The following is a 25,299-nucleotide window of genomic DNA, read 5'->3' as shown; positions in this document are numbered from 1 at the left end:
GTCAGACCGGGCGCAGCAGCCCCAGCGGTTCGGGGTCCTGCCCGAGCACCTGAGCGGGGTCGGCGTGCAGGACCGAGCGCAGCACGTCGCCGTACACCCGCCGGAAGTCCGTCGTCGTGCGCAGGTCGCCGTCGACGAGGTCGGTGAGCGACGGCTGCTCGCCGTGCAGCCCGCCGCGGACCCGGTCGCCGAGCAGCAGCACCGGCCCGCTCGTGCCGTGGTCCGTGCCCTGCGAGGCGTTGGCCCGCACCCGCCGACCGAACTCCGAGTACGCCATGACGACGACGTCGCCGGCGCGCGGGTCGCCGTCGAGGGCGTCGCGCAGCGCCGTGAGCCCGCGGTCGAGCCGGGCCAGCTGCGCGGCGTGCCCGTCGCGCTCGTCGGCGTGCGTGTCGAAGCCGGAGAGCGACAGCGAGTAGACCCGCGAGGGCACGCCCATCCGGATGCACCGCGCGGTGAGCGCCACCTGCGCGGCGAAGCTCGTCGCCGCCGACTGGTCCGCGTCGAGCAGCCCGGTGGCGCGGTCGCCCACCGGCTCGAGCGCCGCGCCGACCCGCACCGCGTCGCCGTACGACGCCGCGACCTGCGCCAGCACGGGCGAGTCCCCCGGGTCCGGGGCGGCGAAGTGGTCGAGCACCGTGCGGTCGCCGCCCGACGGCGCGGTCCCGAGCGGCAGCGCGGCCGCGAGCACCCGTCGTCCGACCGCGAGCGGCGGCAGCACGGACCCGAGGTGCAGCGCGCGCAGGGGGTCGTCGCCGGTGGTGTCGAGCCACCGCCCCACCCAGCCGGTGCCGACCGGCTCGTCGGGGGAGGCGGTCTGCCAGACGTCGATGCTGCGGAAGTGGCTCCGGTCCAGGGTGGGGTGCCCGACCCCGCGGACGACGGCCAGGCGCCCCGCGCGCCACTGGTCGGCCAGCCCGGTCAGCGAGGGGTTGAGGCCGACGGCGTCGCGGCCGGTGGCCGGGCCGGCGAGCGGGCCGTCGAGCGGCAGCACCTCGTCCGCGCCCCAGGCCAGGCCCGGCCGGGCGTCGCGGTAGGCCGGGTCCCCGACCGGGACGACCGTGCCGAGCCCGTCGTTGCCGCCGTACATCGTCACGAGGACGAGGATCGGCGTCCCGGCCGGCAGCGGGTCGCGCCGAGCGCGGCCCGCCACCTGCTCCCACCCGACGGACGCCGCCCCCGCGAGCGCGCCGACCGCGGCCACCCCGCACGAGGCGCGCAGCAGCGTGCGCCGCGTGAGGCCGTCGAGCGGCCGACGCGGGTCGAGCGGGGGGAGCAGGGGCATGAACGGCCTTCAGACGACGAGGTTCTCGGGGCAGACGAGGGCGGCGGCGACGAGCGCGACGGGGTCGCGACGGACGCTGCGCAGACCGACGACGGTCCGGTCGGACAGGGTGGGCAGGGCGAGGCGGTGGGCGACCGCCTCGACGCGGGAGGTGGGGGAGGCGGCGTCGAGGGCGGCGACGTCGTCGAGGTCGGCGAGCCCGGCCAGCCAGGTCGCCGCGCCGAGCCGGGTGTGCGCGGCGGCGGTCGAGAGCCAGGCCGCGCCGCCGGGCCAGCCGGCGACGTTCGGCGGCGCGAACGGCTCCTGCCCGAGCGCGCGCAGGGCGCCGAGCGCGGTGCCGGCCGCCTCGTCGTCGAACCGGACGCCGAGGCTGCGGGCCGAGCCGACCAGCCAGTCCACGGGCCCGCGCACGAGCGACGGCGGCAGCGCCACCGTCTCGGGGTCGAGGACGAGCGCGGTGAGCAGGGCGCCGACCTCGCGCCGCGGGGCGTACGCCGCCACGGCGCGGCGCAGCACCCCCGCCGGCACGGGCGTCGAGGCCCCGACGAGGTCCCACCACCGGGAGACGACGTGCGGGGCCGAGGTCGGGTGGGCCAGCGCGGCGTCGACGACGTCGTCCAGCCCGAGCCGCCCGGTCCGCCCGAGGACCGTCAGCCGGCCCCCCTCGTGCCAGGCCGGGTCGTACGTCGCCACGCCGCCGTCGCCGATGCGCCAGCCGGTGAGGGCCAGCGACGCGTCGTGCACGTCCGGCTCGCCGTACGCCGTCCCGCGGCCGAGGGTGAAGATCTCGAAGAGCTCGCGGGCCAGGTTCTCGTTGCGCGTGCCGGCCGTGCGCGCGGTGCCGTCGAGGTAGGACAGCAGCGCGGTGTCGCGCAGCATCGCCCCGGTCATCGCCGTGACCGTGCCGCGCCCGAGCCGGCGCTGGGTCTCGTTCTGGCGCAGCACCGCTCCCGCGTCGCGCACGACCCGCAGGTCGGTGGCGAAGAGGTGGTGCCAGGCGAACGTCACGCGCTCGGCGAGCGGGATGCCGGTGGTGACCATCCTGCGCACCCACCAGCGGCCGAGCGCCTCGCGCTGGTCGCGGACGGCGGCGTTGCGGGCGCGACGCTCGTCCTGGCTCGGGTGGGCCGACGGCAGCGGGACCGGGGGCAGGGACGGGGGCGGGGTCGCGAGGCTGCCGGGGTCGGTGGCCGGGTCGGCGCCCAGCGCGTCGGTCAGCCAGCGGGCGGGTCCGCGCCGGGCGACGGCGTCGACGACGTCACCGGACGCGCCGAAGGCGACCCGGCGCACGAGCCGGGTCGCGGCGCGCCGGTCGTCGTCACCCCCCACCCGTCCATCGTCCCGGCCGGGCCGGGTGTTCGTGTCGTCGTTACCCGATCGTGACCGTCGGCGGCTGGACACCGTCCGAACGGACGACCCCCGATCCGGGGGAGGCGTCGGCCAGCGGCAGCGTGACGGTGAACCGGGCCCCGCCCTCCGCCGCGTGACCGGCCTCGACGCGCCCGCCGAGACGGGTGACGATCCGGTCAACGATGGCCAGGCCCAGCCCGGTGCCGACCTGCCGCACCCCGCGGTAGCGCTCGAAGAGGACCGAGCGGTCGAAGGCCACCGGCAGGTCCTCGTCGGTGAGCCCCGGGCCGCCGTCGCGGACCTCGACGACCGCCTCGGCCCGGCCGCCGGCACCGGCCGCCGGTCGCGCCGCGAGGACGATGGGACGCCCCGCGGGGGTGACCCGCAACGCGTTCTCCAGCAGCCCGTCGACCGCCTGCCGCAGCCGCTGCGGGTCGGCCAGCACCGGCAGCGGCCCGGGCGTCCGCTCGAGGTGGAAGGGCACCGTCTGCGCCTCGCACCGCTGCGCCCACACGGCCGCGGCCTCCTGCGCGAACGCCGCGAGGTCCAGCGGCACCGGGTGCAGGCTGACCTCCTGGGCGTCGAGCCGGGCCAGGTCGAGCAGGTCGCTCACCATCCGCTGCAGGCGGGCCGCCTCGGTGCCGAGCACGGCGCCGACCTCGGGCACCCGCTGCGGGGGGACGACCCCGTCGGCCAGCGACTCGGCGTACCCGGTGATCGCGGTGAGGGGGGTGCGCAGGTCGTGCGACACCGAGAGGAGGAACTCGCGCTGGCGCGCCTCCGAGTGGCGCAGCGCCCCGGCGAGCCGGTTGACGGAGCCGGCGACCTCAGCCACCTCCCGCGGACCGGTCTCGGGCACGGCGACGTCGCGGTGCCCCTCGGCCAGCGCGCTGGCCGCGCTCGCCGTCCGCCGCAGCGGCAGCGCGAGCCGCCAGGCGACGAGCAGGGCGAGCACGACCGCCACGAGCGCCGTCGCGAGCAGCGACCAGGTCAGCTGGCGCAGCGCCTGCTCGCTCAGCGCGGTCGCGTCGCCGCGGCGCTGCGCGAGCACGAGCCCGCCGGCGTCGGTGGGGCGGGCCTCGACGTAGACGACGCCACCGACCTCCCCGCGGTCCAGCCGGAGCGAGAACGAGCGCCCGTCGAGGACCTGGCGCACCTGCGCGGTCGTGAGGGCGCGGCGCGCGAGGGCGTCGCCGCCGACCGAGACCGTGCCGTCGGGGGAGGAGCGGATGACCCCGATCTGGACGTTGATCGACTGCAGCGCCTTGCGGGCGCGGTTCTGCCCCACCGAGGGCGAGGGTCCGGTGGTCGCCGTGGCCTGAGCCTCGTCCGCGATCGCGGCCAGCGACCGCTGCGCCGTCTGCTCGCTCGCGACCCGCAGCAGCCGGATGCTGATGACGCCGACGACGAGCGAGGTGAGCAGCGCGACGGCGACCGCGAGCGCGGCGATCCGCGTCGCCAGGCTGGTGCGGGACCCGCGCCGACGGCTCACGGTGCGGGCTGGTCGCGCGGCGCGCGGGCCGCGTACCCGACGCCGCGGACCGTGCGGATGACGTCGTGCGCCCCGAGCTTGGCCCGCACCTGCGCCACGTGGACGTCGACGGTGCGCCGCCCCGAGGGGGTGTCGAAGCCCCACACGTGCTCGAGCAGCTGCTCGCGGGTCCACACCCGGCCGGGCGAGGCCATGAGGTGCTGCAGCAGGTCGAACTCGGTGGCGGTGAGGACGACCTCGTCGCCGGCGACGAAGACCTGCCGCTCGCGCGGGCGCAGCCGCACCTCGCCGAGGGCGAGCACCTCGTCGTCGCCGGGCAGCTCGGGCCGGCTGCTGCGCCGCAGGACGCTGGCGATCCGGGCCACGACCTCCCGCGGGCTGAACGGCTTCGTCACGTAGTCGTCCGCCCCGAGCTCGAGCCCGACCACGCGGTCCACCTCGTCGTCGCGGGCGGTGAGGAAGATGACGGGGGTCCAGTCGCCGCCCGCGCGCAGGGTGCGGCAGACCTCGATCCCGTCGAGCCCGGGCAGGCCGATGTCGAGCAGGACGACGTCCGGGTGGTCGCGCTGCACGGTGTCCAGGGCCGCCCGCCCGTCACGGGCGGTGGCGACGCGGTGCCCCGCCACCTCGAGCTGGAGCCGGAGCATCGTCGCGATCGCCGGGTCGTCCTCGACGACGAGGACGAGGCTCCCGTCCGGCGGGGCCGAGGGCGCGGTCGTCACGTCCGTCACCCTACGCAGCGCAGGTGACGGCCCCGTCACGGTTCGGTTCGAGGACGGTTCGAGGGCGGTTCGAGGACGGGTCCCGCCCGACCCTCAGCCGTGCGGGGGGTGCAGCACGGTCGTCGCGACGACCGCGTCGAGGTCGAGCGGTCCGTAGACGTGCGGGAAGAGCTCGTCGGTCCCCGGCGCCGGCTCGCGCACGACGGGCGAGCGCAGCGCGGACTCGTCGAGCTCGAGCAGCAGCAGGTCGCCGGCGACGTCGTCGTAGAACCGGCGGCGCACCCCCGGCCACTGGTCCGCCTCGCTGCAGTGCACGAACCCCTCCTGCTCGAGCGAGCGGCCGCGCGTCGAGCGCTCGTAACGGCCCGCGCGCTGCGCGTCCGCCCACTCGGTCGGGTCGGCGAGGTGGTAGATCGTCACGTCCGCCACGCTACCGACGCCCACCCGAGGACCCCGTACGGCGCCCCGAGGGCCCCGTACGGCGCCCCGAGGACCCCGTACGGCGCCCCGCGACGGCCCGGCGCGCCGGCACCCCCGCCGGCCCCCGCGCGTTGCTCGGGTCGGTAGGTTGCCCGGAGCCGCTCGCAGCGGACGGGAGCGGCAGGGGAGGGGAGCGATGAGCGGACGGGCACCCGCGCCCGCGGTCCTCGGCCTGGCCATCGCCTCGGACCCCGAGGCCGACGCCGCGCGGCTGCGCGGCCTGCGGCAGATGCGGCTGGTGGCGCTGGGGCTGCTCGTCCTCGCCGCCGTCGTCTTCGTCCTCACCCTGCACGCGCCGGAGGCCTCGTTCTGGGGGTTCGTGCACACCGGCGCCGAGGCCTCGATGGTCGGGGCGATGGCCGACTGGTTCGCCGTCACCGCGCTGTTCCGTCACCCGCTCGGGCTGCCGATCCCGCACACCGCGCTCATCCCGCGCCGCAAGGACATGCTGGCCCGCAGCCTGCAGGACTTCCTCGGTGAGAACTTCCTGCGCGAGGAGATCATCCGCGAGCGCGTCCTCACGGCCCAGGTCAGCGCCCGCGTCTCGCGCTGGCTGCTCGAGCCGGGCAACACCCGCCGGGCCGTCGACGAGGCGGCCGGGGTGCTCTCCGCCGGCCTGCAGCGGCTGCGCGACGAGTCGGTCGGCGAGCTGGTGCAGGAGGCGGTGCTGCCCCGGCTGCGCGAGGAGGCGGTCAGCCCGATCGCCGGGAGCCTCCTGGGCGAGGTCGTGCGCGACAAGGCGCACTACGGCCTGGTCGACCTGGCCCTCGACGAGGCGCACCGGTGGCTGCGCGAGAACAAGGCGACCTTCGCCACGGTCCTGCAGGACCGGGCCCCGACGTGGGTGCCGCAGCTGGTCAACGACCTCGTCATCGGCCGGGCCCACACCGAGGCGCTGCGCTGGGTCTCGGACATCCGCACCGACCCCGAGCACGACGTGCGCCGCGCGCTGGACGACCTGCTCGCGCAGCTGTCGCACGACCTGCTGCACGACGAGGCGACGATGGAGCGGGCCGAGCGGCTCAAGCAGCGCGTCCTCGACCACCCCCAGGTGCTGGAGACGGCGCTCTCGCTGTGGCGCGCCTTCCGGCGCACCCTGCTGGCCGCGCTCGCCGACGCGGACGGGCCGCTGCGCACGCGGGCGCGCGAGGAGGTCGCGCGGCTGGCCCGGCAGGTGCAGGACGACGCCGCCCTGCGCGACCGGCTCGACGGGCACCTCGCCGACCTGGCCGTCTTCGCCGTCGACCGCTACGGCCAGGAGCTGACCGACGTGGTCTCCTCGACCATCGACCGGTGGGACGGCGACGAGACCGCCCGGCGCGTCGAGCTGTTCGTCGGGCGCGACCTGCAGTTCATCCGGATCAACGGGACCGTCGTCGGGGGCGTCGTGGGCCTTATCATCCACGCAGTCGCCGTGCTCGCCGCCTGAGTCCACCCAGACTCTGGTCCAATTCGGTCATTTGGTGATATAACTACCCCACCCCCCACCGCCCCAGCGCTGCGGTACCCCCACGTCCCCCCGACGGCCGCAGCGGGATTCGGAGCCTGCCATGCTCTCACCCCACTCCGTCGCGCCCTCGGCGCCCTCACCCTCGTCGTCGCGACGCGGTCCGTGGTCCCGGCTCTCGCGCCGGCGCCCCACCGGTCGCCTGACCCGCCTGCTCGTGCCCGTCGCGCTCGTCGCCGCGGCGGTCGTCCCGGCCCTGTGGACCGCGGCCCCGACCCAGGCCGACACCGCGGCGCTGTCCGCCGCCGGCCGCGACTACGCCAACGACATGTTCGGCGACCCCTGGGACTACTCGAACCCCTCGGACCTGCTCACCGACGCCGGCCCGACCCAGAACGCCACCGGCTCGACGATGGCCAACGGGATCTTCACCACCCACTTCACCAACAACGGCTACGTCGCCCCGCTCTGGGGTGGCTACAGCGACCCGCTGAAGACCGGGCACGACGGTTCCCGCGCGGGCCAGGCCCTCGACACCTCGCGGTACCGCACCATCGCCTTCGAGGCCTGGTCCAGCCGCGACGTCGCCGGCAACGTGTTCTGGTACAACTGCCCGAACGGCGCGGTCGCCGCCTCCTGCGGTGGCGGCATGTCGGTCAAGCTCTACGCGGGGTGGCACACCTACGTGCTGCACCCGGGCGCCTCGCAGTTCGGCTCGTTCGGCTACCCGGTCGGCTGGAGCGGCACCCTCAACGGCCTGTGGCTGGCCGTCTACCCCGGCTCGGCCGGCAGCGCGCTCATGCTCGACTGGTTCCGCGTGGTCCAGCCCGGCTCCGGCGCCGCGACCTCGTGGACCAACCAGTACGGCGGCTCCGGCCAGCTCGTCTGGGACGCCGACGGCAGCGACACGAACAACACGTACGGCACCTCCGGCTGGGGCAGCCTCGGCACCGTCTCGGGCACGAGCGGCTCCGCCGACCTCAGCCCCCTGCCGGCCGGCACCTACCGGATCGGCGTGCAGACCGGCCACGGGTTCACCGGCTGGCGCAGCGTCACCCTCGTCCAGCCCCGGCCGCAGGTCCTCACCCCCAACGAGCAGGGTGACAAGGACTACGCGACGACCGTCCTCGGCAACCCGTGGGACTTCAACGGCTCCGACGACGTGTGGCGCACCTACAACGCCACCAACCTCACCTGGGGCGGCGGCGCCTTCTCGGCGACCAACACCACGGACGACCCGAACGTGTACCTCAACGTCGGCGCGGGCGGCATCGACACCCGCATCTACCACCACCTGACCATCACCGAGAGCTACCAGGGGCCGTTCGACCTGCGGATGGCCGTCGGCGGCGGCAGCCACGGCCGGTGGCTGTGGCTCTACCCCAACAACGCCCTCGGGCAGACGGCCGCCGTCGTCACCTACTCCGGCACCCGCAACGTGACGATCGACATGAGCCAGCCGAGCTCGACGCTGCTCGCGCCGACCATGGCCAAGGTGCCGTTCATCGCCGACTCGCCGATCCTGCGCCTGCGCTGGGACCCGAACGAGGACATGGGCGCCCGTCGTTGGACGATGTACGACGTCAAGCTCCGCTCCGACTTCCAGACCACCGGGACGTTCCCGATCACCTGGCAGGACAACGCCTACGCGCCGGGCGGGACGGCGACGCTCGTCGCCGACACCGACCGCGTCGGCTGCAACGGCACCACCATCGCCGCCGGGGTCCCCGTGCAGGCGGGGGTCAACACGACGAGCTGGAACACCGCCGGGGTCCCCTACGGCAAGTACTGGCTGTGTCTGAGGATCCAGCGCGGGTCCGGCTCGACGACGGCGTACGCCGGCGGTGTGCTGCAGGTCGGTCCGTTCCCCTCGGCCTACTCGCCGAACCCGCTGGCCCGCTGGGACAGCAGCAGCCTGTCGGGGACCAACCTCACGGTGCGCGGCTGGTCGATCGACGCCAACCTGCTGTGGGGCCAGGTGCCGGTCGACGTCCTCGACGTCCGCCCCGACGGGTCGGCCTCGGCGATGCGGCTGTGGACCGGGCAGCCCCGTCCGGACGTCTCGGGCAAGATCACCGAGGCCTGGCCCTACTCCGGCTACCAGGGCACGGTGCCCCTGGGCGTGCGGGGTCACCACACCGTGTGCGTCGTCGCGGCCAACGTCGGCGCGGGGGCGAACCAGACCGTCGCCTGCCGCGGCGTCGACGTCCCGTGAGACCCGGCCCGGACCCGGGGGAGCGTCCCCCGGGTCCGGGCCCGTCCGCGCGGCCGCCCACGTCGCCGCCCGCACGGGGCGGGGGGCGTGGGCTGGTACGATGATCGTGACCAGGTGGGACGCGTGCGTCCCGCCGTGCAAGAGGAGCCGCCGGCTTCCACCCGCGTCGACAGTGCAGGATACGTCGCCGGGTCAGGTCCACCGCGTCGGGTGCGGCACCGTGAGGTGCTCCCGGGTGCGGAGTCGGGTGCCCCGCCGTGAGGGGGAGCAGTCGCGGACCCGTTGTCCAGGCCCCTCGTGCACCGTCCGGTGAGCGGGGGGCTTTCTCGTCCCCGGCGCACCGCACCAGCACTGCCCACCCACGAAGGAGCACCACATCAGCGAGGTTCGTATCAACGAGCGCATCCGGGTCCCGGAGGTGCGCCTGGTCGGCCCCAACGGCGAGCAGGTCGGCATCGTGCGGGTCGAGGACGCCCTGCGGCTGGCTGCGGAGGCGGACCTCGACCTCGTCGAGGTGGCCCCCATGGCCCGTCCCCCCGTGGCCAAGCTCATGGACTTCGGCAAGTTCAAGTACGAAGCCGCCATGAAGGCGCGCGAGGCGCGCAAGAACCAGGTCAACACGGTCATCAAGGAGATCAAGCTCCGCCCGAAGATCGACCCGCACGACTACGGCACCAAGAAGGGCCACGTCGAGCGGTTCCTCAAGGCGGGCGACAAGGTCAAGGTGACCATCATGTTCCGCGGTCGCGAGCAGTCGCGGCCGGAGCTGGGCTTCCGGCTCCTGCAGCGCCTGGCGGAGGACGTCGTCGAGCTCGCGTTCGTCGAGTCCGCCCCGAAGCAGGACGGCCGCAACATGATCATGGTCCTCGGTCCGACGAAGAAGAAGTCCGAGGCCCGCGCCGAGCAGCGCCGCCGCCGCGAGGACGCCCGCCCCGGTGACGAGGCCGACGTCGACGCGGCGCCGTCCGACGACGCGAGCACCGAGGGCGACCAGGCCACCGAGGCCCAGCAGGTCGGCGCCGACACCGGCGCCACCGGGTCCACCGCCTGACGCACCAGACCTGCGGGGTGGGCGGCCGACCGCCCACCCCGTGACCACCCGAGCCCGCCGCGGACCACCGCGGCACGACGAAGGAGACCGGCAGCCATGCCGAAGCAGAAGACCCACAGCGGCGCCAAGAAGCGCTTCCGCCTGACCGGCACCGGCAAGGTCATGCGCGAGCAGGCCGGCGGCCGCCACCTGCTCGAGGGCAAGTCGAGCAAGAAGATGCGCAGCATCGCCGGCGACCTCGAGCTCGCCAAGCCCGACGCCAAGAAGATCAAGAAGCTCCTCGGCCGCTGAGCCGGGGCACCCACACGTCTAGGAAGGAACTCACGTGGCACGCGTGAAGCGGGCGGTCAACGCCCAGAAGAAGCGCCGGGTGACCCTGGAGCGCGCCAGCGGCTACCGCGGTCAGCGCTCGCGGCTCTACCGCAAGGCCAAGGAGCAGGTCACCCACTCGCTGGGCTACGCCTACCGGGACCGTCGCGCGAAGAAGGGCGACTTCCGTCGCCTGTGGATCCAGCGGATCAACGCCGCGGCCCGCGCCAACGGCATGACCTACAACCGGTTCATCCAGGGCCTCAAGGCCGCCGGGGTCGAGGTCGACCGCAAGGTCCTCGCCGACCTCGCGGTCACCGACGCCGCCGCGTTCACCGCGCTCGTCGAGCTGTCCCGGGCCAACGTGCCGGCGACCGCCGAGACCAGCGCCGCCTGAGCGACCCGCACCACCCCGCGCGCCGGGACACCCCGATGCCGTCGCCACCCCGTCCGACCCGAGCAGGCCTGCTGGCCAACCCGCGGTCGGACCGGGTGCGCGCGGTCCGGGCGCTGTCCCGGCGCGCCGTGCGTCATCGGCAGGGTCTCTTCCTCGTCGAGGGCCCCCAGGGGGTCCGTGAGGCGGTGCACCACCGCCCCGACCTCGTCCGGGACGTCTACGTCACACCCGCCGCCGCGCAGCGGTACGACGACCTGCTGGCCCGCGCCGACGCGGCGCACCTGCCCGTCCACGAGGTGACGGACGAGGTCCTCGCCGCCCTCGGCGACGAGGGTGCCTCGGTCTCCCCCCAGGGGCTGGTCGCCGTGTGCCGCACGGAGACCGCGACCCTGGAGTCGGTGCTGGCCCGCGCGCCGCGCCTGCTGTGCGTGTGCGCGCAGGTGCGCGACCCCGGCAACGCCGGCACCGTCCTGCGCGCCGCCGACGCGGCCGGCGCGGACGCCGTCGTCCTCACCGAGGGCAGCGTCGACGTCTTCTCGCCCAAGGTCGTGCGCTCGACGGCGGGGTCGCTGTTCCACCTGCCCGTCGTCACGGGGGTGGGCGCGGCGGAGGCGGTCGACGCCGTCCGCGCGGCCGGTCTCGCCGTGCACGCGGCCGACGGGGCGGGCGACCGGCTGCTCGGCGCCCTCGACCTCTCGGCGCCGCACGCCTGGCTCATGGGCAACGAGGCCTGGGGGCTGCCGACCGAGCTGCGGGCGCGCTGCGACGACGTCGTCCGGGTCCCCATCCACGGGCTCGCCGAGTCGCTCAACCTCGCGATGGCGGCCACCGTCTGCCTCTACGCCTCGGCCGGGGCGCAGCACCCGGTCGGCCCGGCGTGAGCGACGTGGGCGGCGTGAGCGACGTGAGCGACGTGACGCGAACGACCGGCCGCCTCGCCGGGCGCCAGGGAGGCGAGGACCGGACGGATCGGTACAGTCGGGGCATGGCCGATGGAGGGGAGGGCGACCCGACCGGGCCGCTGCCCGGCTCCGTCCCGGGCGCCGACCCGGCGCCGGCCCCGATGGACGTCGTCGTCCGGCTGTCCGAGTCCCTGCCCGACGGTCTCGTCGTCGCCGACTCCGGGGCCCGCCTCGTCTTCGCCAACACCCGGGCCACCCAGGTGCTGGGGGTCGACCTCGCCGCCCGGCTCGGCCGGCCGCTGGCCGAGGCCCTCCCGCTGCGCGACATCGAGGGGAACGCCTGGTGGGAGGTCACCGACCCCTGGCACACCCTGCACACCGTGCGCGGGCACCGCGAGAAGCTGCTGTGGACCGAGGACGGCACCGAGGTCCTGCTGACCTCGCGCTACGTCCGCGACGAGCCGCGCGGCCCCGTACGGCGAGTCCTGGCCTCCGTCCGCGATGCGTCAGCGCGGCAGCGCGCCGAGCAGGACCACGCCGCGCTCATCTCCACCGTCGCCCACGAGCTGCGCTCGCCGCTCACGTCCGTCAAGGGCTTCTCCAGCACCCTGCTGCGGCGCTGGGACCGCTTCTCCGACGACCAGAAGCGGTTCATGCTCGAGACGATCGAGGCGGACGCGGACCGACTGACCCGGCTCATCACCGAGCTGCTCGACGTCTCGCGCATCGACGCGGGCCGTCTCGACGTGCGCGCCCAGCCGGTCGACCTCGTCCTCGCCGCGCAGCGCCACGTCGAGCGCCTGCAGTCGGTCGAGGAGTACTCCGGCCGCGAGCTGGAGGTCGCCGACGCCGACGAGCTGCCCGAGGTGTGGGCCGACCCCGACCGGCTCAGCCAGATCCTCGGCAACCTCCTCGAGAACGGCCTGCGGCACGGCGCCGGGACCGTGCGGGTCAACGTGGCGACGGCGGCCGAGACGACCAGCGACGGCCGACCGATGGTCGCCATCGAGGTGACCGACGAGGGCGACGGGGTCGCCGAAGCGCACCTGCCGCTCGTCTTCAACCGCTTCTGGCACGGCGGCAACCGCCGTGGCAGCACCGGTCTCGGGCTGTACGTCGTCCGCGGGCTCGTCGAGGCCCACGGCGGCACCATCGGGGTCGACCGTGCCCCCTCCGGCGGGGCGCGGTTCCGATTTACGCTGCCGTCGGGAGCCCCCGAGCACCTCGCCTGAGGCGACCTGCGACACGGGCCCCCGACGGCGCCCCCCTAGACTCGGGCCCGCCGTCGCCCGCCCCGCGTCCGCGCGGACCCCGTGTACCCGTGCACGACCAGGGACCTGCCAGGACGCGCGCCGGCCGGGACGGTCGGGCCACCCGCGCCCACCCACCCAGGAAGCGATGAGAGCCGACATGTCCGGACCCAACACGCCGTACGACCCCGTCGAGGTCGCCGCCCTCGACCCCGCGCACCTGCAGGAGGCGGTCGATGCGGCCCGTGCCGCGTTCGCCGCCGCCCGCGACCTCGACGAGCTCAAGGCGGCCCGCCTGGCCCACGTCGACCGCGGCGCCGTCGCGGGGGCGCGCCGCGAGATCGCGGCGCTGCCCCCGAGCGCCAAGGCCGAGGCCGGCAAGCGCGTCGGCGCCGCCCAGGCCGAGCTCGGGCGGGCGCTCGCCGCCCGCACCGCCGAGCTCGAGGCCGAGCGCGACGAGCGGATCCTCCTCGAGGAGACCGTCGACGTCACCCGCCCCACCGGCCGCCGGCCGCTCGGCGCCCGCCACCCGCTCGAGCTGACGACGCAGCGGCTGCAGGACGCGTTCGTCGGCACCGGCTGGGAGGTCGTCGAGGGCCCCGAGGTCGAGTCGGAGTGGATGAACTTCGACGCCCTCAACATCGGTCCCGACCACCCGGCCCGGCAGATGCAGGACACCTTCTTCGTCGACCCGCCCGACGGCGGGATCGTCCTGCGCACGCAGACCTCGCCGATCCAGATCCGCACGATGCTCACCCGCACCCCGCCGATCTACGTCGTCGGGACCGGCAAGGTGTTCCGCACCGACGAGCTCGACGCGACCCACACCCCGGTCTTCCACCAGATCGAGGCGCTCGCCGTCGACAAGGGCCTGACCATGGCCCACCTGCGCGGGGCGATCGACCACTTCGTCCGGGTGATGTTCGGCGCGGGCACCCGCACCCGCGTGCGGGCGTCGTACTTCCCCTTCACCGAGCCCTCGATGGAGACCGACTTCCAGTGCTTCGCCTGCCACGGCGAGGGCCGGGTGACCGACGCCAAGGGCGCCACCGTCGCCTGCCCCACGTGCGGCGGGTCCGGCTGGATCGAGCTCGGCGGCTCCGGGATGGTCAACCGGAAGGTCCTGCGGGCCTGCGGCATCGACCCGGACGTCTACACCGGCTTCGCCTTCGGCCTCGGCATCGAGCGCGCGCTGCAGCTGCGCCACGGGGTCACCGACATGCGCGACATCGTCGAGGGCGACGTCCGCTTCTCCCAGCAGTTCGGCCTGGAGGTCTGACGTGCGCGCCCCCCTGTCCTGGCTCTCCGAGCTCGTCGACGTCCCCGCCGGTGCCACCGGCCGCGACGTCGCCGCGTCGTTCGTCTCCGTCGGTCTCGAGGAGGAGGACCTGCACGGCGGCGACATCACCGGCCCGCTCGTCGTCGGCCGGGTCCTGAGCTTCGTCGACGAGCCGCAGAAGAACGGCAAGGTCATCCGCTGGTGCACCGTCGACGTCGGCCCGCACGGGCAGATGGCGTCCGAGGGCAAGCACCAGGAGATCGTCTGCGGCGCGCACAACTTCGAGGTCGGCGACCTCGTCGTCGTCGTGCTGCCCGGCGCGGTGCTGCCCGGCGGGTTCGCCATCGCCGCCCGCAAGACCTACGGCCACGTGTCCAACGGGATGATCTGCGCCGAGGACGAGCTCGGTCTCGGCGAGGACCACTCCGGGATCATCGTGCTGCAGCGCTACCTCGGTGAGGAGGCCGCCGCCGCGGTGCAGCCCGGCGACGACGCCATCGCGCTGCTCGGCCTCGCCGACGAGGTCGTCGAGGTCAACGTCACGCCGGACCGCGGGTACTGCTTCTCGCTGCGCGGTCTCGCTCGCGAGTACTGGCACAGCCAGGGCTCGCCGGCCGGCGCCCTCCGGGACCCGGCGGACGTCGCGGTGCCGGCGGCCACCGAGGACGGGTACGACGTCGTCCTCGACGACGGGGCGCCGATCGACGGCCGCGAGGGGTGCGACCGGTTCGTCGCCCGCGTCGTCCGCGGCGTCGACCCGCAGGCGCCGACGCCGCCGTGGATGGCCAAGCGGCTCACCCAGATGGGGATGCGCCCGATCTCGCTGGCCGTCGACGTGACGAACTACGTCATGCTCCTCACCGGGCAGCCGCTGCACGCCTACGACCTCGGTGCGCTGTCCGGGTCGGTGCAGGTGCGCCGGGCGCGGCCGGGGGAGCGGCTGACCACCCTCGACGGGGTGGAGCGCGCGCTGCACGAGCAGGACCTGCTCGTCACCGACGGCGGGGAGACCCCGCTGGGGCTCGCCGGCGTCATGGGCGGTGCGTCGTCGGAGATCTCGGACGCGACCCGGGACGTCCTCGTCGAGGCCGCCCACTTCGACCCGGTGACGGTGGCGCGGACCGCACGCCGCCACAAGCTGGTCAGTGAGGCCAGCAAGCGCTTCGAGCGCGGCGTCGACCCGCAGCTGCCGCCGGTCGCGGCGCAGCTCGTCGTCGACCTGCTCGTCGCTCACGGCGGCGGCACCGCCGGACCCGAGGTGACCGACGTCGACCGGACGTCCGCGACGGCGCCGTACCGGCTCGACCTGGGGCTGCCGTCCCGGCTCGTCGGCGTCGACTACCCGGCCGAGCGGGTCGTCGGGATCCTGCGCGACCTCGGCTGCACCGTGGTCGAGCAGGCCGACGGGACCGCCGACGTCACCCCGCCGTCGTGGCGCCCCGACCTCGTCGACGGGCCGGACTACGCCGAGGAGGTCGCGCGGGTGGACGGCTACGAGAAGATCCCGTCGGTGGTGCCGACCCCGACGAACGGCCGCGGCCTCACCCACGGCCAGCGGGTCCGGCGCGTCGTCGCCACGGCGCTGGTCGGTCGCGGTCTCACCGAGGTGCTGACCTACCCGTTCGTATCCGACCGGCTCGCCGACCAGCTCGGCCTGCCCGAGGGCGACGACCGGCGCTTCGCGACCCGGGTGGCGAACCCGCTCAGCGACGAGGCCCCGCTGATGCGCACCATGGTCATCGGCTCGCTGCTGGACGCCCTGCGCCGCAACGTCTCCCGCGGCCGGCGCGACGTCGGGCTCTTCGAGCTCGGGCTCGTCACCCGGCCGGGGGCGGACGGTCCGCGTCCGGCGCCCGTGCCCGGGGTCGACGCCCGGCCGGACGACGCCACGGTCGCCGCGATCGAGGCGGCGGTCCCGCGCCAGCCCCGGCACGTGGGGATCCTCGCCGCCGGCGAGTCCGACCGCGGTGGCTGGTGGGGCGCGGGCCGGCCGGTCGACTGGTCCGACCTCGTCGACGCGGCGCGCGCCGTCGCGCACGCCCTCGCGGTCGAGCTCGTCGTCGACGCCGACCGGGAGCACGCACCGTGGCACCCGGGCCGCTGCGCGCGGCTCACGCTGCCGGACGGGACGCTCGTCGGCCACGCCGGCGAGCTGCACCCGAAGGTCTGCGCGGCCCTCGACCTGCCGGCGCGCACCTGCGCCGCCGAGCTCGACGTCGACGTCCTCACCGCGGCGAGCGAGCCGACGACGCAGCTCGTGCCGTTCTCCGACTACCCGGTCGCCCTCACCGACGTCGCGCTCGTCGTCGACGCCGGCGTGCCGGCCGCCGAGGTCGAGCGGGCCCTGCGCGCCGGCGCCGGCGACGCCCTGGAGTCGGTGGAGCTCTTCGACGTCTACACCGGCGAGCAGGTGGGGGAGGGCCGCACCTCGCTCGCCTACCGGATGGCCTTCCGCGCCCGCGACCGCACCCTGACCACCGAGGAGGTCAACGGCTTCCGCGACGCCGCCGTCGCCTCCGCCGCCACCCGCACCGGCGCCACCCAGCGCTGAGGAGGGCTCCGGACATTATCGGGCGACCCGATAATGTCAGGCTCTGCCGGACAACCGTTCTCCGGCAGAGCCTGACCTTCTCGGGCGACCCGATAATGTCCGACAGGGTCGTGACTGCATAACTCCTCACTGCGTGTATCGTCATGCACATGTGGAGCGTGGCGGTGGCGGGTGCGAGCGGGTACGCCGGGGGTGAGGTGCTGCGGCTGCTGCTGGGGCACCCGGAGCTGACCGTCGGTGCGGTGACGGCGGACTCGTCCGCGGGTCGCCGCCTCGGCGACGTCCACCCGCACCTCGTGCCGCTGGCCGACCGCGTCCTCGAGCCCACCACCCCGGAGCTGCTCGCGCGCCACGACGTCGTCGTCCTCGCCCTGCCGCACGGCGCCTCGGCCGCCCTCGCCGCGCAGCTGCCGCACACCACCGTCGTCGTCGACTGCGGGGCCGACTTCCGGCTCACCGACGGCGCCGCGTGGGAGCGGTTCTACGACACGCCGTACGCCGGCTCGTGGCCCTACGGCCTGCCCGAGCTGCCGCGCGCCGACGGCACGCGCGCCCGCCACGACCTCGCCGGCGCCCGGCGCATCGCGGTCCCCGGCTGCTACCCGACCGCCGTCTCGCTCGCGCTGGCCCCCGGCCTGGCCGCCGGCGTCGTCTCGCCGCAGGACCTCGTCGTCGTCGCCGCGAGCGGCACCTCCGGCGCGGGCAAGGGCCTCAAGCCCCACCTGCTCGGCGCCGAGGTGATGGGTTCGATGTCGCCGTACGGCGTCGGCGGCGGTCACCGCCACACCCCGGAGATCGCCCAGAACCTGTCGGCCGCCGCGGGGGCGCCGGTCAGCCTCTCCTTCACGCCGACGCTGGCCCCGATGCCGCGCGGCATCCTCGCCACCTGCACCGCCCGGCTCACCGCCGGGACGACGCCCGACGAGGTCCGGCAGGCGTGGGTCGACGCCTACGAGGCCGAGCCCTTCGTCCACCTCCTGCCGCCGGGGCAGTGGCCCCGCACGGCCGACGTCGTCGGCAGCAACCACGTCCTGCTCCAGGTCGCGGTCGACGAGAGCGTCGGCCGGGTCGTCGTCGTCGCGGCGGTCGACAACCTCACCAAGGGCACCGCCGGCGGCGCCCTCCAGTGCACCAACCTCGCGCTCGGGCTGGCCGAGACGACCGGCCTGCCGACCGTGGGAGTGGCCCCGTGACGACGTACGACGCCCCGCCCGTCCCCACCGCGGCCGCCGCCCCGGACGTCGCCCTGCCGCAGGGCTTCCGGGCCGCCGGCGTCACCGCGGGCCTCAAGCCCAGCGGACGCCCCGACGTCGCCCTCGTCGTCAACGACGGGCCGCACCACCACGCCGCCGCCGTCTTCACGAGCAACCGGGTCGTCGCCGCCCCCGTGACCTGGAGCCGCCAGGTCCTCGCCGACGGCCGGGTCGACGCGGTCGTCCTCAACTCCGGCGGCGCCAACGCCTGCACCGGCCCACAGGGTTTCCTCGACACGCACCGCACCGCCGAGCACGTCGCGGCCGCGCTCGGCCTGAGCGCCGGCGACGTCGCCGTCTGCTCGACCGGTCTCATCGGCGAGCTGCTGCCGATGGACAGGCTCCTCGCCGGCGTCGACGCGGCCGCGGCCGCCCTCGACGCCGCCGGCCACCCGGCCGCGGCCCGCGCGATCATGACGACCGACACCGTCCCCAAGCAGGCCGCCGCGGACGCCGACGGCTGGTCGGTCGCCGGGATGGCCAAGGGCGCCGGCATGCTCGCCCCGGCCCTGGCGACGATGCTCGTCGTCGTGACGACCGACGCCGTCGCCGACCCCGCCGCCCTCGACGCCGCCCTGCGCGCCGCCACCGCGGTGACCTTCGACCGGGTCGACTCCGACGGCTGCATGTCGACCAACGACACCGTCCTGCTGCTCGCCTCCGGCGCGAGCGGCGTCACCCCGGCGCCGGAGGAGCTGACCGAGGCGGTCACCGCGGTGTGCGCGGACCTCGCCCGGCAGCTGGTCGGCGACGCCGAGGGCGCGCACCACGACATCGCCGTCGAGGTCGTGGGCGCCGCGAGCACCGACGACGCCCTCGAGGTCGCCCGCGCCGTGGCCCGCAACAACCTCTTCAAGTGCGCCGTCTACGGCGGCGACCCCAACTGGGGCCGCGTCCTCGCCGCCGTCGGCACCACCCGTGCGGCCTTCGAGCCGGACCGGCTCGACGTGACGATGCAGGGGGTGCCGGTGTGCGTCGCCGGCGGGGTCGGCGCCGACCGCACGGATGTCGACCTCACCGGCCGCGAGGTCCACGTCCTGGTCGACCTGCACGCCGGCGACGCCGGGGTGACGGTCTGGACCAACGACCTCACGCACGACTACGTCCACGAGAACTCCGCCTACAGCACCTGATCGGGACCAGAGCATGAGCACCACCCCCACCCTGCGCGGCGTCATCGACGCCGCCGCCCTGCGCGTCGCCGCGAGCAAGGCGCTGACCCTCGTCGAGGCCCTGCCCTGGCTGCAGGAGTTCCGCGGCGCGCTCGTCGTCGTCAAGTACGGCGGCAACGCGATGACGGACGACGCCCTCAAGCTCGCCTTCGCCCAGGACGTCGCCTTCCTGCGGTACGCCGGCCTGCGACCCGTCGTCGTCCACGGCGGCGGACCGCAGATCAAGGGGATGCTCGACCGGCTCGGCCTCGACAGCGAGTTCCGCGGTGGATTGCGGGTGACGACCCCCGAGGTGATGGAGGTCGTCCGGATGGTCCTCACCGGCCAGGTCGGCCGCGAGCTCGTCGGTCTGCTCAACCAGCACGGACCCATCGCGGTCGGGCTGTCGGGGGAGGACGGTGGCCTGCTCGGCGCCCGCATCCGCCAGCACGTCGACGCCGACGGCACCGAGCACGACATCGGTCTGGTCGGTGACGTGGAAGAGGTCAACCCGGAAGCGGTCCTCGACATCCTCGCCGCCGGGCGGATCCCCGTCGTCTCGACCGTCGCCCCCGACCTCGACACCGAGGGCCAGGTCCTCAACGTCAACGCCGACACCGCGGCCTCGGCGCTCGCCGTCGCGCTCGGGGCCCGCAAGCTCGTCGTCCTCACCGACGTCGAGGGCGTCTACGCCGACTGGCCCGACCCCGACTCGCTGCTGAGCCAGCTGCCGGTCTCGCAGGCCGAGGAGCTGCTGCGCCGCGTCGACAGCGGCATGGTGCCGAAGCTCGAGGCGTGCGTGCGCGCCGTCCGCGGCGGCGTCCCGCAGGCCCACGTCGTCGACGGCCGCCGACCGCACTCGATCCTGCTCGAGGTCTTCACCGACGAGGGCATCGGCACGATGGTCCTGCCCGACCCACACACCAGCCCACACACCAGCCCGACCAGCAGCGAGGTGACCGCGTGACCACCCACACCGACGAGCTCCTCGAGCGCTACCGAGCCGCGCTGGTCCCCGTCTTCGGCGTGCCGCAGACGGTGCTCGACCACGGTGACGGCTGCTACGTCGTCGACGTCGACGGCAAGCGCTACCTCGACCTGCTCGGCGGCATCGCCGTCAACACCCTCGGCCACGGCCACCCGGCCATCGTCGAGGCGATCACCAAGCAGGTCTCGCAGGTCATGCACATCTCGAACTTCTTCGCCTCGCGCCCGCAGGTCGAGCTCGCCGAGGCGCTGCTGCGGGTCTGCCGGGCCCCGGAGGGCTCCGGCGTCTTCTTCGCCAACAGCGGGGCCGAGGCCATCGAGGCCGCGCTCAAGCTCACCCGGCGCACCGGTCGCCACCGGGTCATCGCCATGGAGCACGCCTTCCACGGCCGCACGATGGGCGCGCTGTCGCTCACCTGGAAGCCGGCCTACCGCGAGCCCTTCGAGCCGCTCGTCCCCGGCGTCTCCCACGTCCCGTACGGCGACCCCGACGCCCTGCGCGCGGCCGTCGCCGAGGCCGGTGACGACCTCGCCGCCGTCCTGCTGGAGCCGATCCAGGGCGAAGCCGGGGTCATCGTCCTCGACGAGGACTACCTGCGCCTCGCCCGGGAGCTGACCCGCGACGCGGGCGCGCTGCTCGTCCTCGACGAGATCCAGTGCGGGATGGGCCGCACCGGGCACTGGCTCGCGCACCACGCCACCGACGTCGTGCCCGACGCCGTCACCCTCGCCAAGGGCCTGGCCGGCGGCGTCCCCGTCGGGGCCCTCGTCACCTACGGCCCGCACGTGACCGGGCTGCTCCAGGGCGGCCAGCACGGCTCGACCTTCGGTGGCAACCCGCTCGCCTGCGCGGCCGGCCTGGCGACGATCCGCACCGTCGAGTCCGACGGGCTGCTCGAGAACGCCGCCGCGATGGGCCGCGCCCTGACCGAGGGCGTCCTCGCGCTCGGCCACCCGCGGGTCGCCGGGGTCCGCGGCCGGGGCCTGCTGCTCGCGATCACCCTCACCGAGCCGGTCGCCGCCTCGGCGATGACGGTCGCCCGGGAGGCCGGCTTCCTCGTCAACGCGGTCGCACCCGACGCGCTGCGCCTGGCTCCGCCGCTCGTGCTCGGTCCGGCCGAGGTCGAGAGCTTCCTGGCGGCGCTGCCCGGCGTCCTCGACGCCGCGGTCCCGCCGTCCTCCCCGGCCTCGTGAGCACGTCCTCGTGAGCCCGTCGGCCCGCACGGCCCGGCAGACCCGGGTCCTCGACCTGCTCGCCCGGCACGAGGTGCGCTCGCAGGGCGAGCTGCTCACCCTGCTGGCGGGGGAGGGCGTCGACGTCACCCAGGCCACGCTGTCGCGCGACCTCGTCGAGCTCGGCGCGGTCCGCGTCCGCCGCGGGCGCGCGCTGGTCTACGCCGTCCCCGGCCCCGACGGCACGCTGCCCGCCGGCGGCGCGGACGCCGACCTGCCCGCCCGCCTGCGCCGCGCGCTGGAGGAGCTGCTCGTCAGCGCCCAGCCGTGCGCCAACCAGGTGCTCATCCGGACCCCGCCCGGCGCGGCGAACTACCTGGCCAGCAGCCTCGACCAGTCCCAGCTCCCGGACGTCGTCGGCACGCTCGCGGGGGACGACACCATCCTCGTCGTCACCCCCTCGGCGGCGGCCGCCGAGGCGGTCGCCCGTCGGCTGCTCGACCTCGCCGGCGACTGAGCCGGCCCACCCACCCACCCACGACCAGCGGAGCCCCCGACGATGACGACCGACCCGACCACCCCCACCGGCAGCCGCTCCTCCGCCAGCCTGTGGGGCGGCCGCTTCTCCGGCGGTCCGGCCGACGCCCTCGCCGCGCTGTCGAAGAGCACCCACTTCGACTGGCGCCTGGCCCGGCACGACCTGGCCGGCTCCCGCGCCCACGCCCGCGTGCTGCACCGGGCCGGCCTGCTCGACGACCCGACGCTGGCGTCGATGCTCGCCGCCCTCGACGCGCTCGAGGCCGACGTCGTCTCGGGGGCCTTCGTCGCCGCCGACGACGACGAGGACGTCCACACCGCGCTGGAGCGCGGGCTCGTCGAGCGCGCCGGGGCCGACGTCGGCGGCCGGCTGCGCGCCGGGCGCTCCCGCAACGACCAGATCGCCACGCTGCTGCGGATGTACCTGCGCGACGAGGCCCGCACCATCGCCGCGCTCGTCCTCGACGTCGTCGACGCGATCGTGTCCCAGGCAACGACCCACGCCGGCGTGCCGATGCCCGGACGGACGCACCTGCAGCACGCCCAGCCCGTGCTGCTGGCCCACCACCTGCTCGCCCACGCGTGGGCGCTGCTGCGCGACGTCGACCGGCTGCGCGACTGGGACGCCCGCGCCGACGTGTCGCCGTACGGCTCCGGTGCCCTCGCCGGCAGCTCGCTCGGGCTCGACCCGCAGGCGGTCGCCGAGGAGCTCGGGTTCGCGCGCAGCGTCGAGAACTCCATCGACGGGACGGCGTCGCGCGACGTCGCCGCCGAGTTCGCCTTCGTCGCCGCCATGGTCGCCGTCGACGTCTCGCGGCTCGCCGAGGAGGTCGTCCTCTGGGCCACCAAGGAGTTCTCGTACGTCGTCCTCGACGACGCCTACTCGACGGGGTCGAGCATCATGCCCCAGAAGAAGAACCCCGACGTCGCCGAGCTCGCGCGCGGTAAGGCGGGTCGTCTCGTCGGCGACCTCTCGGGGCTGCTGACGACGCTCAAGGCCCTGCCGCTGGCCTACAACCGCGACCTGCAGGAGGACAAGGAGCCGGTCTTCGACGCCGTCGACACCCTCGAGGTCCTGCTGCCCGCCTTCGCGGGCATGGTGGCGACGCTGCGCTTCGACACGCAGCGTCTCGCCTCGCTCGCGCCGCAGGGGTTCGCGCTCGCGACCGACGTCGCCGAGTGGCTGGTGCGCGAGGGCGTGCCGTTCCGGGTCGCCCACGAGGTGGCCGGCGCCTGCGTGCGCGCCTGCGAGCAGCGGGGGGTCGAGCTGTGGGACCTCACCGACGAGGACCTCGCCGGGATCGACCCGCACCTGACGCCCGCCGTGCGCGAGGTGCTCTCCGTCGAGGGTTCGCTGGCCTCGCGCGACGCCGTCGGCGGGACGGCGCCGGCCCGGGTGGCCGAGCAGCTCGACCGTGCCCGCGCGGCCGCCGCCGGGTCGCGCGCCTTCACCGCGCCCGTCGCCCGCGGACCGCGCGGGGCCTGATGCCCGGTCGCCGGCTGGGGCGCCGGGCCCTGGGGCGCGACGTCCACGACGTCGCGCCGGCGCTGCTGGGGGCGACGCTGACCCACGCCGGGGTGACCGTGCGGCTCACCGAGGTCGAGGCCTACAGCGGGGCGGTGGACCCCGGCTCGCACGCCTACCGCGGGCGGACACCGCGGACCGCGCCGATGTTCGGTGCGGGCGGTCTGCTCTACGTCTACTTCACCTACGGCATGCACTGGTGCGTCAACGTCGTCACCGGCCGCGAGGGCACCGCCCAGGCGGTGCTGCTGCGCGCCGGTGAGGTGGTCGCGGGCCACGACACCGCCGCCGTACGGCGCCCCGGGGTCCGCCCCCGCGACTGGTGCCGGGGTCCGGCCCGGCTGGCCACCACCCTGGGCGTCGACGGGGCCCTGTCCGGGCTCGACACCACGGCGCCCGGCTCGCCGGTCGTGCTGCGCGCACCGGCCGAGCCCGTCGACCCCGCCCGGTGGCGCTCCGGCCCGCGGGTCGGTGTCGCGGGGGAGGGCGGCGACGCCGACCGCTACCCCTGGCGGTGGTGGCTGGACGGCGAACCCACCGTGTCGCCGTACCGACCGGCGAAACCCCGTGCTCCTCGCCCGGGCGCGTAGGGCAGGCTGGTCCCCGTACGACGCCCCGACCGGGCCCGGAGCGGGCCCCGGCGGACCACCGACGACGGAACGGAGCGACCGGTCGTGAGCACAGTCCTCGACGAGCTGCAGTGGCGGGGTCTGGTGGCGCAGTCCACCGACGAGACCGCCCTGCGACAGGCCCTCGCCGACGGACCGGTGACGATGTACTGCGGCTTCGACCCGACGGCCCCGTCGCTCCACTTCGGCAACCTCGTGCAGCTCGTCGTGATGCGGCACTTCCAGCGGGCCGGGCACCGGGTCATCTGCCTGGTGGGCGGGTCGACCGGTCTCATCGGCGACCCGAGACCGACGAGCGAGCGGATCCTCAAGACCAAGGAGCAGACCGCCGACAACGTCGCGCGGATCACGGCCCTGGTCCGGCCCTTCCTGGTCTTCGACGGGGACAACCCCGCGCTGCTGGTCGACAACCTCGACTGGACGGCGCCCATGTCGGCCATCGACTTCCTCCGTGACGTGGGAAAACACTTCCGCGTCAACCAGATGGTCAAGAAGGACGCCGTCGCGACGCGGCTGGCCAGCGAGCAGGGGATCTCGTACACGGAGTTCAGCTACCAGCTCCTGCAGGCGCTGGACTACCTCGAGCTGTACCGCGCGCACGGTTGCACGCTGCAGACGGGCGGCAGCGACCAGTGGGGCAACATCACCGCGGGGGTGGACCTCGTCCACCGGGCGGAGGGGGTGACCGTCCACGCGCTGTCGACGCCGCTGCTCGAGGACTCGTCGGGGGTGAAGTTCGGCAAGAGCGAGGGCAACGCGGTCTGGCTGTCGGCGGACATGACCTCGCCCTACGCGTTCTTCCAGTACTTCCTCAACATCGAGGACGCCTCGGTGGTCCGCCTGCTCAAGGTCTTCACCGACCGCGACGAGGAGGACATCGCGCGGCTCGAGCGGGCGGTGGCCGACGAGCCGTTCCGCCGGGAGGCGCAGCGGACCCTGGCCGCCGACATCACGACCCTCGTCCACGGCGCCGAGGCGTGCGCCGCCGTGCAGGCGGCCTCGGAGGCGCTGTTCGGCAAGGGCGACCTCGCCGGCCTCGACGGGGCGACCCTCGGGGACGCGACGGCCGAGCTGCCGGGCGCCGAGGTCCCGGTGGGCACGAGCGTGGTCGACGCGCTGGTGGCCACGGGGCTCGTCGAGTCGCGCAACGCGGCCCGTCGGGCCATCGGCGACGGCGGGGCCTCGCTCAACAACGCCAAGGTGACCGACCCCGAGCAGGTGCTCGCCGAGGGGGACTTCCTGCACGGTCGGGTGGCCGTGCTCAAGCGCGGCCGCAAGGCGATGGCGGCGGCCCGACGGGCCTGAGTCGCCCTC

22 protein-coding genes are annotated in these 25,299 nt (G+C 75.2%); 17 read left to right on the top strand and 5 right to left on the bottom strand.

What is annotated here, in order from left to right; genetic code table 11:
- Position 1 precedes the first annotated feature (1 nt).
- From FB458_RS20655 to FB458_RS20635, 5 genes are all read right to left on the bottom strand, one after another.
- Entirely contained in the window at positions 2–1,285 is a 1,284-nt protein-coding gene (locus FB458_RS20655; RefSeq protein ID WP_141850145.1) for a DUF1501 domain-containing protein, read from the bottom strand.
- 9 nt (positions 1,286–1,294) lie between these two features.
- The gene (locus FB458_RS20650; protein ID WP_170185776.1) at positions 1,295–2,614 is read right to left on the bottom strand and encodes a DUF1800 family protein; all 1,320 of its coding nucleotides are present in this window, start codon (positions 2,612–2,614) and stop codon (positions 1,295–1,297) included.
- Positions 2,615–2,654: 40 nt separating this feature from the next.
- On the bottom strand, positions 2,655–4,127 hold the full coding sequence (locus FB458_RS20645) for a HAMP domain-containing sensor histidine kinase (protein ID WP_141850143.1): 1,473 nt from the start codon (positions 4,125–4,127) through the stop codon (positions 2,655–2,657).
- Complete coding sequence (locus FB458_RS20640) at positions 4,124–4,849, bottom strand: response regulator transcription factor (RefSeq protein WP_141850142.1); 726 nt, start codon at positions 4,847–4,849, stop codon at positions 4,124–4,126. Before FB458_RS20640 ends, FB458_RS20645 begins: the two co-directional genes overlap by 4 nt.
- A 93-nt stretch (positions 4,850–4,942) precedes the next feature.
- Positions 4,943–5,269, bottom strand: a complete 327-nt coding sequence (locus FB458_RS20635) for a DUF952 domain-containing protein (protein ID WP_211356117.1) — start codon at positions 5,267–5,269, stop codon at positions 4,943–4,945.
- A 196-nt stretch (positions 5,270–5,465) separates the two neighbouring features.
- Between FB458_RS20635 and FB458_RS20625 the strand changes: the two genes are divergently transcribed.
- From FB458_RS20625 to tyrS, 17 genes are all read left to right on the top strand, one after another.
- Positions 5,466–6,758 (top strand): DUF445 domain-containing protein, encoded by a 1,293-nt coding sequence (locus FB458_RS20625; protein WP_141850140.1) that lies wholly within the window; start codon positions 5,466–5,468, stop codon positions 6,756–6,758.
- Between the two features lie 121 nt (positions 6,759–6,879).
- Complete coding sequence (locus tag FB458_RS20620; RefSeq protein WP_141850139.1) at positions 6,880–8,991, top strand: hypothetical protein; 2,112 nt, start codon at positions 6,880–6,882, stop codon at positions 8,989–8,991.
- 376 nt (positions 8,992–9,367) lie between these two features.
- The gene (gene infC, locus FB458_RS20615; protein ID WP_141850138.1) at positions 9,368–10,042 is read left to right on the top strand and encodes a translation initiation factor IF-3; all 675 of its coding nucleotides are present in this window, start codon (positions 9,368–9,370) and stop codon (positions 10,040–10,042) included.
- Positions 10,043–10,138: 96 nt separating this feature from the next.
- Complete coding sequence (rpmI, locus tag FB458_RS20610) at positions 10,139–10,333, top strand: 50S ribosomal protein L35 (RefSeq protein ID WP_141850137.1); 195 nt, start codon at positions 10,139–10,141, stop codon at positions 10,331–10,333.
- A gap of 34 nt (positions 10,334–10,367) precedes the next feature.
- Complete coding sequence (gene rplT / locus FB458_RS20605; protein WP_141850136.1) at positions 10,368–10,748, top strand: 50S ribosomal protein L20; 381 nt, start codon at positions 10,368–10,370, stop codon at positions 10,746–10,748.
- A gap of 35 nt (positions 10,749–10,783) precedes the next feature.
- Positions 10,784–11,629, top strand: a complete 846-nt coding sequence (locus tag FB458_RS20600; protein ID WP_141850135.1) for a TrmH family RNA methyltransferase — start codon at positions 10,784–10,786, stop codon at positions 11,627–11,629.
- 104 nt (positions 11,630–11,733) lie between these two features.
- A complete protein-coding gene (locus FB458_RS20595; RefSeq protein WP_246061426.1) occupies positions 11,734–12,882 on the top strand; it encodes a PAS domain-containing sensor histidine kinase in 1,149 nt (382 codons plus the stop codon).
- Between the two features lie 178 nt (positions 12,883–13,060).
- Positions 13,061–14,179 carry a phenylalanine--tRNA ligase subunit alpha gene (gene pheS, locus FB458_RS20590; RefSeq protein ID WP_141850134.1) on the top strand — a complete coding sequence of 373 codons (1,119 nt, stop codon included), beginning with the start codon at positions 13,061–13,063 and terminating at the stop codon, positions 14,177–14,179.
- Position 14,180: 1 nt separating this feature from the next.
- Positions 14,181–16,730, top strand: a complete 2,550-nt coding sequence (gene pheT / locus FB458_RS20585; protein WP_141850133.1) for a phenylalanine--tRNA ligase subunit beta — start codon at positions 14,181–14,183, stop codon at positions 16,728–16,730.
- Positions 16,731–16,879: 149 nt separating this feature from the next.
- Complete coding sequence (gene argC, locus FB458_RS20580) at positions 16,880–17,923, top strand: N-acetyl-gamma-glutamyl-phosphate reductase (protein WP_141850132.1); 1,044 nt, start codon at positions 16,880–16,882, stop codon at positions 17,921–17,923.
- Positions 17,920–19,116 (top strand): bifunctional glutamate N-acetyltransferase/amino-acid acetyltransferase ArgJ, encoded by a 1,197-nt coding sequence (gene argJ / locus FB458_RS20575; RefSeq protein WP_170185775.1) that lies wholly within the window; start codon positions 17,920–17,922, stop codon positions 19,114–19,116. The genes argC and argJ overlap by 4 nt, the downstream gene beginning before the upstream one ends.
- Before the next feature lie 13 nt (positions 19,117–19,129).
- Positions 19,130–20,101: an acetylglutamate kinase gene (gene argB / locus FB458_RS20570; protein WP_141850131.1), complete on the top strand. Its 972-nt coding sequence runs from the start codon at positions 19,130–19,132 to the stop codon at positions 20,099–20,101.
- A complete protein-coding gene (locus FB458_RS20565; protein WP_141850130.1) occupies positions 20,098–21,315 on the top strand; it encodes an acetylornithine transaminase in 1,218 nt (405 codons plus the stop codon). The genes argB and FB458_RS20565 overlap by 4 nt, the downstream gene beginning before the upstream one ends.
- Before the next feature lie 10 nt (positions 21,316–21,325).
- Positions 21,326–21,811 carry an arginine repressor gene (locus tag FB458_RS20560; RefSeq protein ID WP_141850129.1) on the top strand — a complete coding sequence of 162 codons (486 nt, stop codon included), beginning with the start codon at positions 21,326–21,328 and terminating at the stop codon, positions 21,809–21,811.
- Positions 21,812–21,853: 42 nt separating this feature from the next.
- The gene (argH, locus tag FB458_RS20555; protein ID WP_141850128.1) at positions 21,854–23,317 is read left to right on the top strand and encodes an argininosuccinate lyase; all 1,464 of its coding nucleotides are present in this window, start codon (positions 21,854–21,856) and stop codon (positions 23,315–23,317) included.
- The gene (locus FB458_RS20550) at positions 23,317–23,946 is read left to right on the top strand and encodes a DNA-3-methyladenine glycosylase (protein WP_141850127.1); all 630 of its coding nucleotides are present in this window, start codon (positions 23,317–23,319) and stop codon (positions 23,944–23,946) included. Before argH ends, FB458_RS20550 begins: the two co-directional genes overlap by 1 nt.
- Positions 23,947–24,030: 84 nt before the next feature.
- The gene (gene tyrS, locus FB458_RS20545) at positions 24,031–25,290 is read left to right on the top strand and encodes a tyrosine--tRNA ligase (protein ID WP_141850126.1); all 1,260 of its coding nucleotides are present in this window, start codon (positions 24,031–24,033) and stop codon (positions 25,288–25,290) included.
- The last annotated feature ends 9 nt before the right edge of the window (positions 25,291–25,299 follow it).

It is taken from the genome of Lapillicoccus jejuensis (genome assembly GCF_006715055.1).
In the GTDB taxonomy this organism is placed as follows: domain Bacteria; phylum Actinomycetota; class Actinomycetes; order Actinomycetales; family Dermatophilaceae; genus Lapillicoccus; species Lapillicoccus jejuensis.
This window is presented reverse-complemented; position numbering and strand designations above follow the sequence as displayed.

Coding starts and splice junctions, on each gene's coding strand:
- FB458_RS20595 (WP_246061426.1), top strand. CDS start 11,734: ATGGCCGATGGAGGGGAGGGCGACCCGACCGGGCCGCTGCCCGGCTCC.
- argH (WP_141850128.1), top strand. CDS start 21,854: ATGACGACCGACCCGACCACCCCCACCGGCAGCCGCTCCTCCGCCAGC.
- FB458_RS20655 (WP_141850145.1), bottom strand. CDS start 1,285: ATGCCCCTGCTCCCCCCGCTCGACCCGCGTCGGCCGCTCGACGGCCTC.
- FB458_RS20625 (WP_141850140.1), top strand. CDS start 5,466: ATGAGCGGACGGGCACCCGCGCCCGCGGTCCTCGGCCTGGCCATCGCC.
- FB458_RS20600 (WP_141850135.1), top strand. CDS start 10,784: ATGCCGTCGCCACCCCGTCCGACCCGAGCAGGCCTGCTGGCCAACCCG.
- pheS (WP_141850134.1), top strand. CDS start 13,061: ATGTCCGGACCCAACACGCCGTACGACCCCGTCGAGGTCGCCGCCCTC.
- FB458_RS20620 (WP_141850139.1), top strand. CDS start 6,880: ATGCTCTCACCCCACTCCGTCGCGCCCTCGGCGCCCTCACCCTCGTCG.
- rpmI (WP_141850137.1), top strand. CDS start 10,139: ATGCCGAAGCAGAAGACCCACAGCGGCGCCAAGAAGCGCTTCCGCCTG.
- argC (WP_141850132.1), top strand. CDS start 16,880: ATGTGGAGCGTGGCGGTGGCGGGTGCGAGCGGGTACGCCGGGGGTGAG.
- argB (WP_141850131.1), top strand. CDS start 19,130: ATGAGCACCACCCCCACCCTGCGCGGCGTCATCGACGCCGCCGCCCTG.
- FB458_RS20550 (WP_141850127.1), top strand. CDS start 23,317: ATGCCCGGTCGCCGGCTGGGGCGCCGGGCCCTGGGGCGCGACGTCCAC.